11 protein-coding genes and 7 tRNA genes are annotated in these 16,324 nt (G+C 54.3%); 13 read left to right on the top strand and 5 right to left on the bottom strand.

Annotation, left to right across the window (positions count from 1 at the left end):
* Positions 1-85 precede the first annotated feature (85 nt).
* The 4 genes from chiQ to nagE form a co-directional block, all read right to left on the bottom strand.
* A complete protein-coding gene (gene chiQ / locus GNG26_RS06115) occupies positions 86-418 on the bottom strand; it encodes a ChiQ/YbfN family lipoprotein (RefSeq protein ID WP_197080134.1) in 333 nt (110 codons plus the stop codon).
* A gap of 43 nt (positions 419-461) precedes the next feature.
* Complete coding sequence (gene chiP, locus GNG26_RS06110; RefSeq protein ID WP_156238077.1) at positions 462-1,868, bottom strand: chitoporin; 1,407 nt, start codon at positions 1,866-1,868, stop codon at positions 462-464.
* A gap of 435 nt (positions 1,869-2,303) precedes the next feature.
* Positions 2,304-3,971 (bottom strand): glutamine--tRNA ligase, encoded by a 1,668-nt coding sequence (glnS, locus tag GNG26_RS06105; RefSeq protein ID WP_114315615.1) that lies wholly within the window; start codon positions 3,969-3,971, stop codon positions 2,304-2,306.
* Positions 3,972-4,150: 179 nt separating this feature from the next.
* A complete protein-coding gene (nagE, locus tag GNG26_RS06100; RefSeq protein ID WP_156238075.1) occupies positions 4,151-6,172 on the bottom strand; it encodes an N-acetylglucosamine-specific PTS transporter subunit IIBC in 2,022 nt (673 codons plus the stop codon).
* A gap of 325 nt (positions 6,173-6,497) precedes the next feature.
* Here nagE and nagB point away from each other — a divergent pair, with 325 nt between their 5' ends.
* From nagB to GNG26_RS06040, 12 genes are all read left to right on the top strand, one after another.
* The gene (gene nagB / locus GNG26_RS06095) at positions 6,498-7,298 is read left to right on the top strand and encodes a glucosamine-6-phosphate deaminase (protein WP_156238073.1); all 801 of its coding nucleotides are present in this window, start codon (positions 6,498-6,500) and stop codon (positions 7,296-7,298) included.
* A gap of 56 nt (positions 7,299-7,354) precedes the next feature.
* Positions 7,355-8,503 (top strand): N-acetylglucosamine-6-phosphate deacetylase, encoded by a 1,149-nt coding sequence (gene nagA / locus GNG26_RS06090; RefSeq protein ID WP_114315618.1) that lies wholly within the window; start codon positions 7,355-7,357, stop codon positions 8,501-8,503.
* Positions 8,504-8,511: 8 nt separating this feature from the next.
* Entirely contained in the window at positions 8,512-9,732 is a 1,221-nt protein-coding gene (locus GNG26_RS06085) for an N-acetylglucosamine repressor (protein WP_156238071.1), read from the top strand.
* A 45-nt stretch (positions 9,733-9,777) separates the two neighbouring features.
* Positions 9,778-10,530 (top strand): HAD-IIA family hydrolase, encoded by a 753-nt coding sequence (locus GNG26_RS06080; protein WP_103181044.1) that lies wholly within the window; start codon positions 9,778-9,780, stop codon positions 10,528-10,530.
* 250 nt (positions 10,531-10,780) lie between these two features.
* The gene (gene asnB, locus GNG26_RS06075; RefSeq protein ID WP_103178688.1) at positions 10,781-12,445 is read left to right on the top strand and encodes an asparagine synthase B; all 1,665 of its coding nucleotides are present in this window, start codon (positions 10,781-10,783) and stop codon (positions 12,443-12,445) included.
* A 225-nt stretch (positions 12,446-12,670) separates the two neighbouring features.
* Positions 12,671-12,747: transfer RNA gene (locus GNG26_RS06070), tRNA-Met, on the top strand.
* An 8-nt stretch (positions 12,748-12,755) separates the two neighbouring features.
* Positions 12,756-12,840, top strand: a tRNA-Leu gene (locus GNG26_RS06065).
* A gap of 23 nt (positions 12,841-12,863) precedes the next feature.
* Positions 12,864-12,938: transfer RNA gene (locus GNG26_RS06060), tRNA-Gln, on the top strand.
* A 33-nt stretch (positions 12,939-12,971) separates the two neighbouring features.
* Positions 12,972-13,046, top strand: a tRNA-Gln gene (locus tag GNG26_RS06055).
* 16 nt (positions 13,047-13,062) lie between these two features.
* A tRNA-Met gene (locus tag GNG26_RS06050) sits at positions 13,063-13,139 on the top strand.
* 43 nt (positions 13,140-13,182) lie between these two features.
* Positions 13,183-13,257: transfer RNA gene (locus tag GNG26_RS06045), tRNA-Gln, on the top strand.
* A gap of 36 nt (positions 13,258-13,293) precedes the next feature.
* A tRNA-Gln gene (locus GNG26_RS06040) sits at positions 13,294-13,368 on the top strand.
* 97 nt (positions 13,369-13,465) lie between these two features.
* On the opposite strand, the gene ubiF is transcribed toward GNG26_RS06040, so the two are convergent.
* A complete protein-coding gene (gene ubiF, locus GNG26_RS06035; RefSeq protein WP_103823585.1) occupies positions 13,466-14,641 on the bottom strand; it encodes a 3-demethoxyubiquinol 3-hydroxylase in 1,176 nt (391 codons plus the stop codon).
* 136 nt (positions 14,642-14,777) lie between these two features.
* On the opposite strand from ubiF, the gene miaB reads away from it, so the two are divergent.
* Positions 14,778-16,208 carry a tRNA (N6-isopentenyl adenosine(37)-C2)-methylthiotransferase MiaB gene (gene miaB / locus GNG26_RS06030; RefSeq protein WP_156238069.1) on the top strand — a complete coding sequence of 477 codons (1,431 nt, stop codon included), beginning with the start codon at positions 14,778-14,780 and terminating at the stop codon, positions 16,206-16,208.
* Positions 16,209-16,324 lie beyond the last annotated feature (116 nt).

The raw sequence follows: 16,324 nt of genomic DNA, 5'->3' as shown, positions 1-16,324 counted from the left end.
AAGCCCGGTGGCGCCTCACTGACACAGACCTACACATTTGTAGGCCCGTGTCAGCGTAGCGCCACCGGGCGTGGCAAACAGCCGATTACTTGCTGTTGTTATTGCGGATCTCCTGCCAGATTTTATCGCAGTCTTTGGTCACGTCCTGATTGTTACCCGTTTTACGCGCCTGGATACAGGCCTGGTAATCTGCAACCCGAACGGTCTCTTGCGTCGCAAATTGCTCGTGCGCCTTCTCCTGGCGCAGCACGTCCAGCACGCTCTGGCAGGCTTCGATCTTCTCTGGCGACCCTTCAGCGGTATTGATACAGGCGCTGTAGGCCTCTTTCAGACGGGTGTCTTCTTTCTGGGTCTGGGGTTGCGCGCAGGCGGTCAGTCCTGATGCCACCAGCGCGACCAGTACGATTTTTTTCAGCATAGCAGTCTCCGGTCGGCGGGGTTATCCCCCGCCGGAAGTGTCATCAGAAGATGGTGAACGGGGCGATAACCATAAACTTCACGTCTCGCTCATCCTGGAAGATGTTGCCGTAACCGCCGCCGTAGCTTGGGATATCGGAATGGTTGTCATACTGCGTGAAGTGCAGTTTGAACATGGTGCCTTTCGCGCGACCGTCCTGCAGGGTGTAGATCGCATCCAGACTATAGGCAGACTCTTTGATCTTGTTAGAGGCGATATCTTCACGCTGGCCCGCGCTGTTGATCAGCCAGTCTGCCGGTTTTGCATCCCAGGCGTAAACATAAGAAGCACCTAAGCTCCAGCCTGCGAGGTTCCAGTTGCTCAGGTCATACATCGCGCCGAAGAAGACCGCTTTTTCGCCGTTGGCGTTGAAGTCGGAGCGGTTATCCCACCACACGTCCAGACGACCGTTGGACGAAGCGTAGGTTGGGGTCATACGCTGCAGGAAGTAACCTTGCTGCCCTTCCGCCTTAACGTAAGTCCCTTCCAGACGTAAATCGACCTGGCCGACCTTATAACCCAGGGTCAGCGCCTGCAGCCATGCCGTGCCGTCGTAGATATCATTCACGGTGCCGCTGTCGGCTTTATCACGCGTGCCGTAGAACTGGTAGCTGGTCGAGAGCGGGCCGCCCACGATATCTAACTTGTAGCTGGCTTTGGCAAAATACTGATCGATGTAACCTTCGGCCTGACCAAAGGCGGCTTCCAGAATCAGGTTATTTTTGAAATCGTACTTCGCGCCAAAGGAGTGGAGATAATCGACGCGGGTTTTTCTGTCATTCTGATAGAACTTGTCCATCTCCAGGTGCCACGGCGCTTTGTACTCGTTGGTCCACATGTACGAGAAACTCAGCGCACCGCTGTCGCCGTAGTCAAAGTTGGCCCCGGCTTCGGCACCCTGATAGGTACCCGGCATAAAGCTCCAGTGCGGCGCTAACAGGGTTTGACCGGTTGGCTGCAGCCAGCCGCCGCGCGCCCAGACCGGGCCATATTTAAATTTAGCAGCCGCTTTATACAGGCTGATCCCGCTCTTATCACCGGACCAGTCCTCTTTATAGGCTTTGTTGCTGGAGGAGAATGCAATTTCGTTCGGGTGGCCGCTGTCGCCATTTTCCGCCATTTCGATGGCTGTGAACGCAGCGAGATCAAGACCGAACATGTCGGCGGCATAGCCGGACTGGAAATCAAGGTTGGCGTTCCAGGTGGAGTGAGCCAGGTTAGTTTCGTATTTGTCTGCTTCGACATTTTTGCGGTCACGTTCACGCTGCCAGTAATAAATACCGCCCGTGAGCGTGGAATCATCAATAAAACCTTCGGCCTGGGCTTTCGGAGAAACCATCCAGCCTGACATTGCTGTTACACCGGCAATAGCCAGCGCAAGCGCACTACGTTTGCCACTGAACGTACGCATAATTAATCCTCTTTGACGTATTTAAAGCGCCTTAAACGGCGAAAAACAAAAAAGTAAAAAAATGGAGGTAACCAGAAATACCCGCTTACATCTCCTGTCTGTAGACTATTTTTCGCGACGCGAATTATCAATGCTTTTCAGCGATCAAAAGTCAGGATTATGACAAAGCGCACATATTTGATTGCTATTTGTAACAATCAAAACTGAAAAGAATTTTTAATTAAAATAATGCACGTAATTAGCGGGTTATTTTTAACAGACAGCTATTTAACGGCCAGTTCGATAGCTATTATCGTGAATTTGTGAAAGGGAAGAGAAAGCGAATCGTTTTAAGAAATGGGATTAATTCGCAACGCGAACATATTGTTGGTTAATGGCTTGCTTGCGGGGCAAAAAAAACGCCGCTATACGCGGCGTTTATCAAAAAATAATCAGTTACTCACCGACTTTCGTCCAGGTATCACGCAGACCGACGGTACGGTTAAATACCAGTTTGTCCGCAGTGGCGTAGCGGCTGTCGAGGCAGAAGTAACCTTCGCGCTCAAACTGGTACGCATGACCGGCAACAGCCTCTTTCAGGGATGGCTCCGCAAAGCCCTGCTTGATCACCAGCGACTCCGGGTTAATCACCTCCAGGAAGTCTTCAGCAGCACCCGGGTTTGGCACGCTGAAGAGGCGATCGTACAGACGGATCTCAACCGGCAGCGCATGTGCCGCGCTGACCCAGTGGATAACGCCTTTCACCTTGCGACCGTCGGCCGGATCCTTGCTCAAGGTCTCGGCATCGTAGGTGCAGAAGATGGTGGTGATATTGCCTTCAGCGTCTTTTTCAACGCGCTCAGCTTTGATCACGTAAGCGTTGCGCAGGCGCACTTCTTTGCCCAGCACCAGACGTTTGTACTGCTTGTTCGCTTCTTCGCGGAAGTCGGCACGATCGATCCAGATCTCTGCGCTGAACGGCACTTCACGACTACCCATCTCCGGCTTGCTCGGATGGTTAGGCATGGTCACCAGCTCGCTTTCGCCCTGCGGGTAGTTTTCGATAACCAGCTTAACCGGATCGATAACCGCCATCGCGCGCGGCGCATTGTCGTTCAGATCTTCGCGAATGCAGGATTCAAGCGACGCCATCTCGATGGTGTTGTCCTGCTTGGTCACGCCGATGCGTTTGCAGAACTCACGAATGGAGGCAGCGGTGTAGCCACGACGACGCAGACCGGAGATGGTTGGCATACGCGGGTCATCCCAGCCTTCAACATGCTTGTCGGTCACCAGCAGGTTCAGCTTACGCTTGGACATCACGGTGTATTCCAGATTCAGACGAGAGAACTCGTACTGACGCGGATGTACCGGAATGGAGATGTTATCCAGCACCCAGTCGTACAGGCGACGGTTGTCCTGGAACTCCAGCGTACATAAGGAGTGAGTAATGCCTTCCAGCGCATCGCTGATGCAGTGGGTGAAGTCGTACATCGGGTAGATGCACCATTTGCTGCCGGTCTGATGGTGATCGGCAAACTTAATGCGGTACAGCACCGGGTCACGCATCACGATAAACGGCGAGGCCATATCGATTTTAGCGCGCAGACAGGCTTTACCCTCTTCGAAGCCACCGGCACGCATTTTTTCAAACAGCGCCAGGTTCTCTTCCACGCTGCGATCGCGGTACGGGCTGTTTTTGCCCGGCGCGGTCAGCGTACCGCGGTATTCGCGGATTTCGTCAGCGGAAAGCTCGTCAACGTAGGCCAGACCTTTGTTGATCAGCTCTACGGCGTAAGCATACAGCTGGTCAAAATAGTCGGAGGAGTAGCAGATGTCGCCAGACCAGTTGAAGCCCAACCATTGCACGTCGTTCTTAATGGACTCTACGTATTCGATATCTTCTTTCACCGGGTTGGTGTCATCGAAACGCAGGTTGCATTGACCCTGATAGTCCTGCGCGATGCCGAAGTTCAGGCAGATCGATTTCGCATGACCAATGTGCAGGTAGCCGTTCGGCTCCGGCGGGAAACGGGTATGAACTGTGGTGTGCTTACCAGTGGCCAGATCTTCATCAATGATCTGACGGATAAAGTTGCTCGGGCGGGCTTCAGCCTCACTCATCGTGGATTCCTCAAAGCGTAAACGACGTATAACGGCATATGATCTTATAAGCCGGGCGTAGTGACAACCTTTAGTTACGCAAAAAACGGTCTCTGAAGAGAATTATGAGGGCGATTGCTGCAAAAAAAAGCGGCGGGGATATCCCCGCCGCTCAGGCACTAACGCTTACTCAGGAGCACTTATTTGCCTTTAATTTCATACAGTGGTGTCTGGCCAGCAACAACCTGACCCTGCGCCTTAATGACCAGGCCGCTGAAGTCGTCGATATTGCTGCAGACAACCGGGCTAATCATCGAGCGCGCGTTGGCGTTCAGGTAGTCGAGATCCATCTCCAGAACCGGCTGACCCGCAACCACTTCCGCACCCTCTTCGACCAGGCGTTTGAAGCCCTGACCACCCAGCGCAACGGTATCGATACCCATGTGGACAACGATCTCCGCGCCTTTCTCGGTTTCCAGGCAGAACGCGTGGTTGGTGTTGAAGATTTTAACGATGGTGCCCGCCGCAGGAGACACAACGGTTTTCTCCGTTGGTTTCACCGCCACGCCATCACCGACGGCTTTGCTGGCGAAGGCTTCATCAGGTACCTGCTCCAGGGCCACTACGTCGCCGGTCACTGGTGAAACCAGTGCTGCGATGGTGGTCGCGTTGGCAACAGCCTGTGGCTTAACAGCCGCAGGTGCGGCAGCTGGCGCAGATGTCGCTTCAGCAGCGGCAACAGGACCGGTAGTTTTCATCGCATTGGCGATTTTCTCAGCCACGAAGCCAACGATAATCTGCACGCTGGTTTTGTTCAGACGAATGACGCCAGATGCGCCCAGGCGCTTCGCCATCGCTTCGTTGACCAGAGAAGAGTCTTTCACGTTCAGACGCAGACGGGTGATGCAGGCATCGATACCGGTCAGGTTATCGGAGCCGCCAACTGCCGCGATGTACTGACGCGCCAGACCAGAAACGTCTTCATTGGTTGCAGCACTGACATTCACATCCTGACCATCTGCTTCGCTACCGGCAACCGCCAGCTCACGGCCCGGGGTCATCAGGTTGAATTTGGTGATGGTGAAGCGGAACACCACGTAGTAGATAGCGAAGAACACCAGACCTTGTGGGATCAGCATGTACCAGTGAACCGCCAGTGGGTTACGGGAAGAGAGCACCATATCCACCAGACCAGCACTGAAGCCGAAGCCCGCGATCCACTGCATACTTGCTGCAATGAATACAGAGATACCGGTCAGTACGGCGTGGATCACATACAGCACAGGCGCCACAAACATGAAGGAGAATTCCAGCGGCTCGGTGATACCGGTGAAGAAGGCCGCGAATGCGCCCGCCATCATAATACCCAGTACCTTCGCTTTGTTCTCAGGACGTGCGCAGTGGTAGATAGCCAGCGCAGCACCCGGCAGACCGAACATCATGATTGGGAAGAAGCCCGCCTGGTAGCGACCGGTGATACCGATAACCGCTTTACCTGCTTCGATGGACTGTGCGCCGCCGAGGAAGTTAGGGATATCGTTGATACCGGCAACGTCAAACCAGAATACGGAGTTCAGCGCGTGGTGCAGACCGACCGGGATCAGCAGACGGTTGAAGAACGCATAGACGCCCGCACCGACAGAACCCAGTTTCTGGATCTGTTCACCGAAGTTCACCAGACCGTCGAAGATCACCGGCCAGATGTACATCAGGATGAAGGCCACAACGATCATCACAAAGGAGGTCAGGATCGGCACCAGACGACGGCCGCTGAAGAAGGAGAGCGCTTTTGGCAGCTCAACACCACTGAAGCGGTTGTAGAGTTCAGCGGAGATGATACCCACCAGGATCCCCACGAACTGGTTGCTGATCTTACCGAACGCAGCCGGCACCTGGTCCGCGGGGATCTTCTGGATCATAGAAACCGCAGCCGGGGAGCAGAGCGTGGTCAGCACAAGGAAGCCCACGAAGCCGGTCAGCGCCGCAGCACCATCTTTATCTTTGGACATACCATAAGCCACACCAATGGCGAACAGTACGGACATGTTATCGATAATGGCAGAACCGGATTTAATGAAGAACGCCGCTAACGCGTTGTCTCCACCCCAACCCACCGGGTCAATCCAGTAACCGACACCCATCAGTATTGCCGCCGCTGGCAGCGTGGCGACCGGCACCATTAAGGCGCGGCCAACCTTTTGTAAGTAACCTAAAATGCTCAATTTGTTCCCCCTATGAGACCCCTATAACGGTATGTTCTCAGCTGTGTTTTTATTGTGTCACTAACTTGTAAATACAGTTGATGATTCACTGGCTTTGAGAGTGTGTGGAAAATTAATTCGTATCGCAAATTAAACGCGTACTTTTTGTGAGTTTTGTCACCAAATATTGTTTATCCCCCTCCCCTGTACTGGCAAACAGGGAAAACTTATTTTATGATACGAAAAATCAAGACGGATTGACCCCTCTCGGTGTGAACCAGGTTAGGCTTATAGCATGCCCCGACAAGCAATCCGCCAACTTTTACTAAAACTTCAGAGGTGAATAATGAGACTGATCCCCCTGGCAACCGCAGAACAAGTAGGTATATGGGCTGCTCGCCATATCGTACAACGTATCAACGCGTTTAAACCGACAGCCGATCGTCCTTTTGTACTCGGCCTGCCGACTGGTGGCACACCTCTTACCGCCTATAAAGCACTGGTTGAGATGCATAAAGCGGGCCAGGTTAGCTTTGAACATGTTGTTACCTTCAACATGGACGAATACGTTGGCCTGCCAAAAGATCACCCGGAAAGCTACCATAGCTTCATGCACCGGAATTTCTTTGATCATATTGATATTAAACCGGGAAATATTAATCTGCTGGATGGAAATGCACCGGATATCGATGCAGAGTGCCGTCATTACGAAGAAAAAATCCGTGCGTACGGTAAAATCCACCTGTTCATGGGTGGCGTCGGCAACGACGGCCATATCGCCTTCAACGAACCTGCCTCTTCTCTGGCCTCCCGTACCCGTATCAAAACCCTGACACATGACACCCGTGTGGCAAACTCCCGTTTCTTTGATGGCGACGTTAACCAGGTGCCAAAATATGCCCTGACCGTTGGCGTAGGTACCCTGCTGGATGCGGAAGAAGTGATGATTCTGGTGCTGGGCAGCGTGAAAGCGCAGGCGCTGCAGGCGGCGGTAGAAGGCAACGTCAACCACATGTGGACCATCAGCTGCCTGCAGCTGCATCCGAAAGCGGTTGTGGTATGCGATGAACCGTCTACCATGGAACTGAAAGTGAAGACGTTGAAATATTTCAACGAATTAGAAGCAGAAAACATTAAAGGTCTGTAATGTGACGCCGTCTCTGCCTGCAGAGACGGCATGCTATTTTTAAACCGGGGGTCGTTATGTACGCTTTAACCCACGGTCGGATTTATACCGGCCATGAAATTCTGGATGACCATGCGATCGTTATCGCCAATGGCCTGATTGAACGTGTCTGCCCACTGGCTGAACTGCCAGCGGACATTGAACAACGCTCGCTCAATGGAGCAATCATCTCCCCCGGTTTTATCGACGTACAGCTTAACGGCTGTGGCGGCGTGCAGTTCAACGATACCGCCGACGCCGTCACCGTTGAAACGCTGGAAATTATGCAGCGTGCTAATGAAAAATCGGGCTGCACCAGCTACCTGCCGACGCTTATCACCACCAGCGACGACCTGATGAAGCAAGGCGTTCGCGTGATGCGTGAATATCTGGCGAAATATCCACACCAGGCGCTGGGCCTGCACCTTGAGGGACCGTGGCTGAATATCGTCAAGAAAGGCACCCATAATCCTGATTACGTCCGTAAACCTGACGATGAACTGGTTGATTTCCTCTGTGCCAACGCGGATGTGATCACCAAAGTGACCCTGGCGCCAGAAATGGTCGATCCTGAAGTGATCCGCAAGCTGGCGGGCGCAGGTATTGTGGTCTCTGCAGGGCACTCCAACGCCACGCTGAAAGAGGCCAAAGTGGGCTTCCGCGCCGGTATCACCTTCGCGACCCATCTTTATAACGCCATGCCTTATATTACCGGACGCGAACCCGGTCTCGCCGGGGCAATCTTTGACGAACCGGACGTTTACTGCGGCATTATTGCCGACGGTTTACACGTCGATTATGCCAACGTGCGTAACGCTAAACGCCTGAAAGGTGACAAACTCTGCCTGGTTACCGACGCCACGGCACCGGCAGGGGCAAATATTGAACAGTTCATTTTTGCTGGTAAAACAATATACTACCGGAATGGACTCTGTGTGGATGAGAACGGAACGTTAAGCGGTTCGGCTCTGACCATGATCGAAGGCGTGCGCAATCTGGTTGAACATTGCAGCATTGCCCTCGATGAAGTGCTGCGTATGGCAACGCTCTATCCGGCACGCGCGATTGGCGTAGACAAACAGCTGGGCAGTATTGCACCGGGGATGGTCGCTAACCTCACCGCATTCACACACGATTATAAAATCATCAAGACCATCGTTAATGGTAACGAGGTCGTTACAGAGTAAGCGAAAGTATGACACCTGGCGGACAAGCTCAAATTGGCAACGTTGATCTGGTAAAGCAGCTGAACAGTGCGGCGGTTTATCGACTGATTGACCAGCACGGACCTATCTCGCGGATTCAGATTGCAGAACAGAGCCAGCTTGCCCCCGCCAGCGTGACGAAAATTACCCGTCAGCTTATTGAGCGCGGGCTGATTAAAGAAGTGGATCAGCAGGCCTCCACCGGAGGCCGTCGCGCTATCTCGATTGTTACCGAAACCCGTCATTTCCACGCTATCGGCGTGCGCCTTGGTCGTCATGACGCCACCCTGACGCTGTACGATCTGAGCAGTAAGGCCATTGCTGAAGAGCACTATGCCCTGCCGGAACGCACTCAGGAGACCCTCGAACATGCCCTGCTTAACGCCATCGAGCTGTTTATCGAATCCTGCCAGCGCAAAATCCGCGAGCTGATTGCCATTTCGGTGATCCTGCCCGGGCTTGTCGACCCGGAAAGCGGTGTGATCCGCTATATGCCGCATATTCAGGTTGAAAACTGGGCGCTGATCGACGCGCTGGAGAAGCGTTTCGCCGTGACCTGCTTTGTGGGTCACGATATCCGCAGCCTGGCGCTGGCGGAGCACTACTTTGGTGCAAGTCAGGATTGTGAAGACTCAATTCTGGTGCGCGTTCACCGCGGTACGGGCGCCGGTATTATCTCTAATGGCCGCATTTTTATTGGCCGTAACGGTAACGTGGGCGAGATTGGCCACATTCAGGTTGACCCGCTGGGTGAGCGCTGCCACTGCGGCAACTTTGGCTGTCTGGAAACCGTCGCTGCCAATGCCGCCATTGAGCAACGAGTCCGTCATCTGCTGGAGCAGGGTTATCAGAGCCGCGTCACGCTCGATGACTGTAAAATCAACGCCATCTGCCGGGCGGCCAATAAAGGCGACGCGTTAGCCAGTGAAGTGATTGAGCAGGTTGGCCGTCATCTGGGTAAAACCATTGCCATCGCCATCAACCTGTTTAACCCACAAAAAGTGGTGATCGCCGGTGAAATTACCGAGGCTGAAAAAGTGCTGTTGCCCGCCATCGAAGGGTGCATCAATACCCAGGCGCTGAAGGCGTTTCGCCAGAACCTGCCGGTTGTTCGCTCCGCGCTGAACGACCGTTCCGCGATTGGCGCTTTTGCCCTGGTAAAACGCGCCATGCTTAACGGTATCCTGTTGCAGCGTTTGCTGGAAAGCTGACAGCGCTTTATAGTGACGCCTTCTTTTTTTGATGTCGGGAAGTCCATGACCATTAAGAATGTAATTTGTGATATCGACGGCGTGCTGATGCACGACAACGTTGCCGTGCCGGGCGCAGCAGAGTTTCTTAACGGCATCATGGAAAAAGGCATGCCGCTGGTGCTGCTCACCAACTTCCCGTCACAGACCGGGCAGGATCTGGCGAACCGTTTTGCCACCGCCGGTATCGATGTGCCCGCCAGCGTGTTCTATACCTCGGCAATGGCCACCGCAGACTTCCTGAAGCGTCAGGAGGGCAAAAAAGCGTACGTGGTCGGTGAAGGCGCACTGATCCATGAACTGTACAAAGCGGGCTTTACCATCACCGACGTCAACCCCGACTTTGTTATCGTTGGCGAAACGCGCTCCTATAACTGGGAGATGATGCACAAGGCGGCCTTCTTTGTCGCCAACGGCGCCCGCTTTATCGCCACCAACCCGGATACCCATGGCCGCGGCTTTTACCCGGCCTGTGGCGCGCTCTGTGCCGGTATCGAGAAGATGACCGGCCGCATGCCGTTTTATGTTGGTAAGCCCAGCCCGTGGATCATTCGTGCGGCACTCAACACAATGCAGGCCCACTCGGAAGATACGGTGATTGTGGGCGATAACCTGCGCACCGATATTCTGGCGGGCTTCCAGGCCGGGCTGGAAACCATCCTGGTGCTGTCAGGGGTATCCACCCTGGACGATATCGATTCGATGCCGTTTCGACCAAGCTGGATTTACCCCTCGGTCGCGGAAATTGATGTCCTGTAACCCAAAACCACGTCCCCGGACGTGGTTTTTTCATTTTGGCTGATCAAAAACAGAAACCTATCTAATAAAAAACGCCTTTTACTGAATAAACATCAATAATCCAGCTTAAGGCGTACGCTTTTTTCAACATTCATCAACAGGTATTGCACTTTTTTCTTTTTACCCGGCAAATCGCTTGCCGCCCCTCCGCTTTTGCGGCATTTTCATAAGCAAGCAACATCACACTGCAACAGGGTTAATGGAGAAGGTTATGTGTTCAATTTTCGGCGTACTGGATATCAAAACTGACGCAGGCGAACTGCGTAAAAAAGCACTGGAACTGTCCCGTCTGATGCGCCATCGCGGCCCGGACTGGTCCGGTGTCTACGCCAGCGATAAAGCCATCCTGGCGCACGAGCGTCTGTCGATTGTGGATGTCAATGCCGGTGCCCAGCCGTTATATAACGAGAAAAAAACCCATGCGCTGGCGGTCAACGGTGAAATCTACAACCACCAGGCGCTGCGCGCGGAGTACGGTGATCGCTATACCTTCCAGACCGGTTCTGACTGCGAAGTGATCCTGGCCCTCTATCAGGAGAAAGGCCCCGAGTTCCTCGACGATCTGCAGGGTATGTTTGCCTTTGCGCTGTACGACAGCGAAAAAGATGCGTACCTGATTGGCCGTGACCACATCGGAATTATCCCGCTCTATATGGGCCATGATGAGCACGGCAACTTCTATGTTGCCTCTGAAATGAAAGCCCTGGTGCCGGTTTGCCGCACCATTAAAGAGTTCCCGGCGGGCAGCTATCTGTGGAGCCAGGATGGCGAAATTCGCCAGTACTATCAGCGCGACTGGTTCGATTACGATGCCGTTAAAGACAACGTCACCGATAAAAACGAACTGCGTCAGGCGCTGGAAGATTCAGTGAAAAGCCACCTGATGTCGGACGTGCCTTACGGTGTGCTGCTCTCAGGCGGTCTGGACTCGTCCGTTATCTCGGCGATCACCAAAAAGTATGCCGCACGTCGCGTGGAAGATCAGGAGCGCTCCGAAGCCTGGTGGCCGCAGCTGCACTCCTTCGCCGTCGGCCTGGAAGGATCCCCGGACCTGAAAGCCGCGCAGGAAGTAGCAAATCACCTGGGCACCGTGCACCATGAAATTCACTTTACGGTGCAGGAAGGTCTGGATGCGATCCGCGACGTTATCTATCACATTGAAACCTATGATGTGACCACCATCCGCGCCTCCACGCCGATGTACCTGATGTCCCGTAAAATCAAAGCGATGGGCATTAAAATGGTGCTTTCCGGCGAGGGTTCTGACGAAGTGTTCGGCGGTTACCTCTACTTCCATAAAGCGCCGGATGCCAAAGAGCTGCACGAAGAGACCGTGCGTAAGCTGCAGGCCCTGCACATGTTTGACTGCGCCCGTGCCAACAAAGCGATGTCTGCATGGGGTGTTGAAGCGCGCGTCCCCTTCCTGGATAAAAAATTCCTCGACGTGGCCATGCGTATCAACCCGCAGGACAAAATGTGCGGCAACGGCAAGATGGAGAAACATGTTCTGCGCGAATGCTTCGAATCTTACCTGCCTGCAAGCGTGGCGTGGCGTCAGAAAGAGCAGTTCTCTGACGGCGTAGGTTACAGCTGGATCGACACCCTGAAAGAAGTGGCAGCGAAGCAGATTTCCGATCAGCAACTGGAAACCGCCAGCTTCCGCTTCCCGTACAACACGCCGGGTTCGAAAGAAGCCTATCTGTACCGTGAGATCTTCGAAGAGCTGTTCCCGCTGCCAAGCGCAGCAGAGTGTGTTCCTGGCGGTCCCTCCGTCGCCTGCTCCTCGGCGAAAGCCATTGAGTGGGATGAAGCCTTCAAAACCATGAACGATCCATCAGGTCGTGCCGTGGGTGTGCATCAGTCCGCTTATAAGTAATCAGCCAGATCGTCATGAGGCCCTTCGGGGCCTCTTTTTTTGCCTCGCGTTTCGCTGGACAAAATCGATTAATAACCAATAATTGCCGAATAATCGGCCACGCTGTTCGCAACCTAACCAAACAGTCACATTCCAGACATTTTCGTTGAAAAAGGTGTTGACGCTGCAAGGGTCTATACGCATAATGCGCCCCGCAACGCCGATAAGGTAACGCGAAAAAAAGATGGCTACGTAGCTCAGTTGGTTAGAGCACATCACTCATAATGATGGGGTCACAGGTTCGAATCCCGTCGTAGCCACCATCTTTTTTGCGGGAGTGGCGAAATTGGTAGACGCACCAGATTTAGGTTCTGGCGCCGCAAGGTGTGCGAGTTCAAGTCTCGCCTCCCGCACCATTCCCAGGTAAGCGTTGCACGGATGGGGTATCGCCAAGCGGTAAGGCACCGGTTTTTGATACCGGCATTCCCTGGTTCGAATCCAGGTACCCCAGCCATATTTCTTCGATTTTGCGGTTCTCCGCGGTTATTGGGGTATCGCCAAGCGGTAAGGCACCGGTTTTTGATACCGGCATTCCCTGGTTCGAATCCAGGTACCCCAGCCATCGAAGAATGCAGTCTGGCTACGTAGCTCAGTTGGTTAGAGCACATCACTCATAATGATGGGGTCACAGGTTCGAATCCCGTCGTAGCCACCATATCAGCTTGTATCGATTCCGGTCGGTAAAGCAAAAAAATTGTTGGGGTATCGCCAAGCGGTAAGGCACCGGATTCTGATTCCGGCATTCCGAGGTTCGAATCCTCGTACCCCAGCCAATTTAAAAAGTCGTTAAGCAGTTTGTTTAACGCAATTGGGGTGTCGCCAAGCGGTAAGGCTCTGGTTTCTGATACCAGCATTCCGGGGTTCGAATCCCTGCACCCCAGCCACATAAAAAAAGCTCGCTTCGGCGAGCTTTTTGCTTTTCTGCGTTTCCGAACTAAATAAGCCGGGTGGCGGCTTCGCCTTACCCGGCCTACGGAACGTTTAGAGTCCTAAGGCGTACTTCAGCGCCTGACGTTTCAGTCCACCGGCGCGCTGTGCCGCGATCAGTCCGATATTACGCAAAATGCGTACCGGCCCGAGGTCGTTGCTGAACCCGGCGTAAAAGAGATCCATACCTGACTGCATAATAAAGTTATCTGCCATCCGTCGCGTCTGATAACGCTTAAGCACCTGATGGCTGGCCCAGGCTTCGCCGTGACTGCGGGCGTTGCTTAATACGTCCAGCAGCGCCTCTACGTCGCGATAGCCCAGGTTGACCCCCTGCCCCGCCAGCGGATGAATGGTATGCGCCGCATCGCCGACTAGCGCCAGCCCTTCGCGGGCATACTTCAGCGCATGACGACGCGTCAGCGGGAATGCCCCTGCGGCGACCGGCGTGACCTTACCCAGACGCGACGGGAAATGGTGGGCGATTTCGCGCTGCAGCTGTTCCATAGAGAGCCCCTGCAGCTGGCGGATCCGCGCTGGCGTGTCATACCACACCAGGGATGCCCAACGGTCAAACAGCGGTAAAAAGGCGTGCGGACCGTTCGGGGTGAAATGCTGCCAGGTGCTGTCACCCGGATCGTTCTCACAGGCGACGGTGATCAGCATGCAGGATTGCTGATATTGCCAGGCGTGAATGCCGATCCCGGCCAGCTCGCGCACCCGGGAATTTGCGCCGTCGGCCCCAACCAGCAGTTTTACCGCCAGCTGCTCGCCGTTATCCAGCTCAATCAGATGCTGATCGTTATGGCGGTGGAGCGCCTTCACCGACGCAGGAACGCGCAGCGTCACCTGCGGATGCGCCTCCAGCGCCTGCCAGAGCGCCTGTTGTAGCACCCTATTTTCAACCATGTAACCCAGCAGCGGGAGTTTCAGCTCTGCGGCGTCAAACACCACGTGGGCGTTTTCCCACTCCCAGGTCTCCAGGCGACGATACGGATGCGCGCGCATGGCCAGCACCGCGTCCCATACTCCCAGCCCGCGAAGCAGATCAACTGACGCGGCGCTGATCGCCGAAATGCGTACATCCGGCTGCTGTGACGCGTCAAAAGCAGCAGGTGGCGCCTGTTCGATAACCGTTACGTCGAACCCGTGTTGCGCCAGCCCCAGCGCCAGCGCCCCGCCGACCATACCGCCGCCGACGACGGCGATCCCGGCTTGTTGGATAGTCATGGTCATTTGTCCTTATTTGATAATCTCCTAAGTTTACCGGATTTTTTTGGCCTTGAGGCTGACAACCTTCATACTGGTCACAACCGCACCAAAGCATTACAATACGCGCCCTGCAATCCTGAGCATGAGCAAGTCGATGACAAAAAAACTCCATATTAAAACCTGGGGCTGTCAGATGAACGAATACGATTCATCCAAGATGGCCGATCTGCTGGATGCCACCCATGGGTATCAACTCACCGACGTGGCGGAAGAGGCAGATGTGCTGCTGCTGAATACCTGCTCAATCCGTGAGAAGGCGCAGGAAAAAGTCTTTCACCAGTTAGGTCGCTGGAAGCTCCTCAAGCAGAAAAACCCGGATATCATCATCGGCGTCGGCGGCTGTGTTGCCTCGCAAGAAGGGAAGCTGATTCGTCAGCGCGCCCACTACGTCGACATTATTTTTGGTCCGCAGACCCTGCACCGTCTGCCGGAGATGATCAACGCCGTGCGCGGAACCGGCCAGCGCAAGGCGATCATCGACGTCAGTTTCCCGGAAATCGAAAAATTTGACCGTCTGCCGGAACCGCGCGCGGATGGCCCGACCGCCTTCGTCTCCATCATGGAAGGCTGCAATAAATACTGTACCTACTGCGTAGTGCCTTATACCCGCGGCGAAGAAGTCAGCCGTCCTTGCGACGATATCCTGTTTGAGATCGCCCAACTGGCGGCACAGGGTGTCCGCGAAGTGAACCTGCTCGGGCAGAACGTTAATGCCTGGCGCGGCGAGAACTATGACGGCAGCACCGGCTCGTTTGCTGAACTGCTGCGTCTGGTGGCGGCGATTGACGGTATCGACCGCATCCGCTTTACCACCAGCCACCCGATCGAATTTACCGATGACATCATCGAGGTTTACCGCGATACGCCAGAGCTGGTGAGCTTCCTGCATCTGCCGATTCAGTGTGGTTCTGACCGCGTGCTGAACCTGATGGGCCGTACCCACACGGTGCTGGAATATAAATCGATTATCCGCAAGCTGCGTGAAGCGCGCCCGGATATTCAGATTAGCTCTGACTTTATCGTCGGCTTCCCGGGTGAAACGGACGACGATTTTGAACGCACCATGAAGGTGATTGGTGATGTGAACTTCGACGTGAGTTACAGCTTCATCTTCTCGGCGCGTCCGGGAACGCCTGCCGCCGATATGGTTGACGACGTGCCGGAAGAGGTGAAAAAGCAGCGTCTCTATATTCTGCAGGATCGCATCAACCAGCAGGCCAACGCCTGGAGCCGCCGGATGCTCGGTACCGTACAGCGTGTACTGGTAGAAGGCACTTCACGTAAGAGCATCATGGAGCTCTCTGGCCGTACGGAGAACAACCGCGTGGTGAACTTCGAAGGTACGCCGGATCTGGTGGGCAAGTTCGTCGATATTGAGATCCTCGAGGTGCTGACCAACTCCCTGCGTGGCAAACTGGTGCGCACCGAAGATGAAATGGGCCTGCGCGTCGCCCAATCGCCGGAATCGGTGATTGCCCGTACCCGTAAAGAAAACGATCTCGGCGTCAGCGTTTATCAGCCGTGATCCTTCGGGCCTGTCGTTTCTGGCAGGCCTTGTATTTCCCCCTGCTCTCCCCCATATCCTTCGCAATGCTTGCGCCTTTATTCCGTGGCGTGAATACTTTCATAAGACAGACCCAC

Origin of the sequence: Leclercia sp. J807, from assembly GCF_009734465.1 — a bacterium.
Classification (GTDB): Bacteria; Pseudomonadota; Gammaproteobacteria; order Enterobacterales; family Enterobacteriaceae; genus Enterobacter.
Note: the sequence above shows the minus strand (reverse complement) of the source record. Positions and strands in the feature narration are given on the sequence as shown.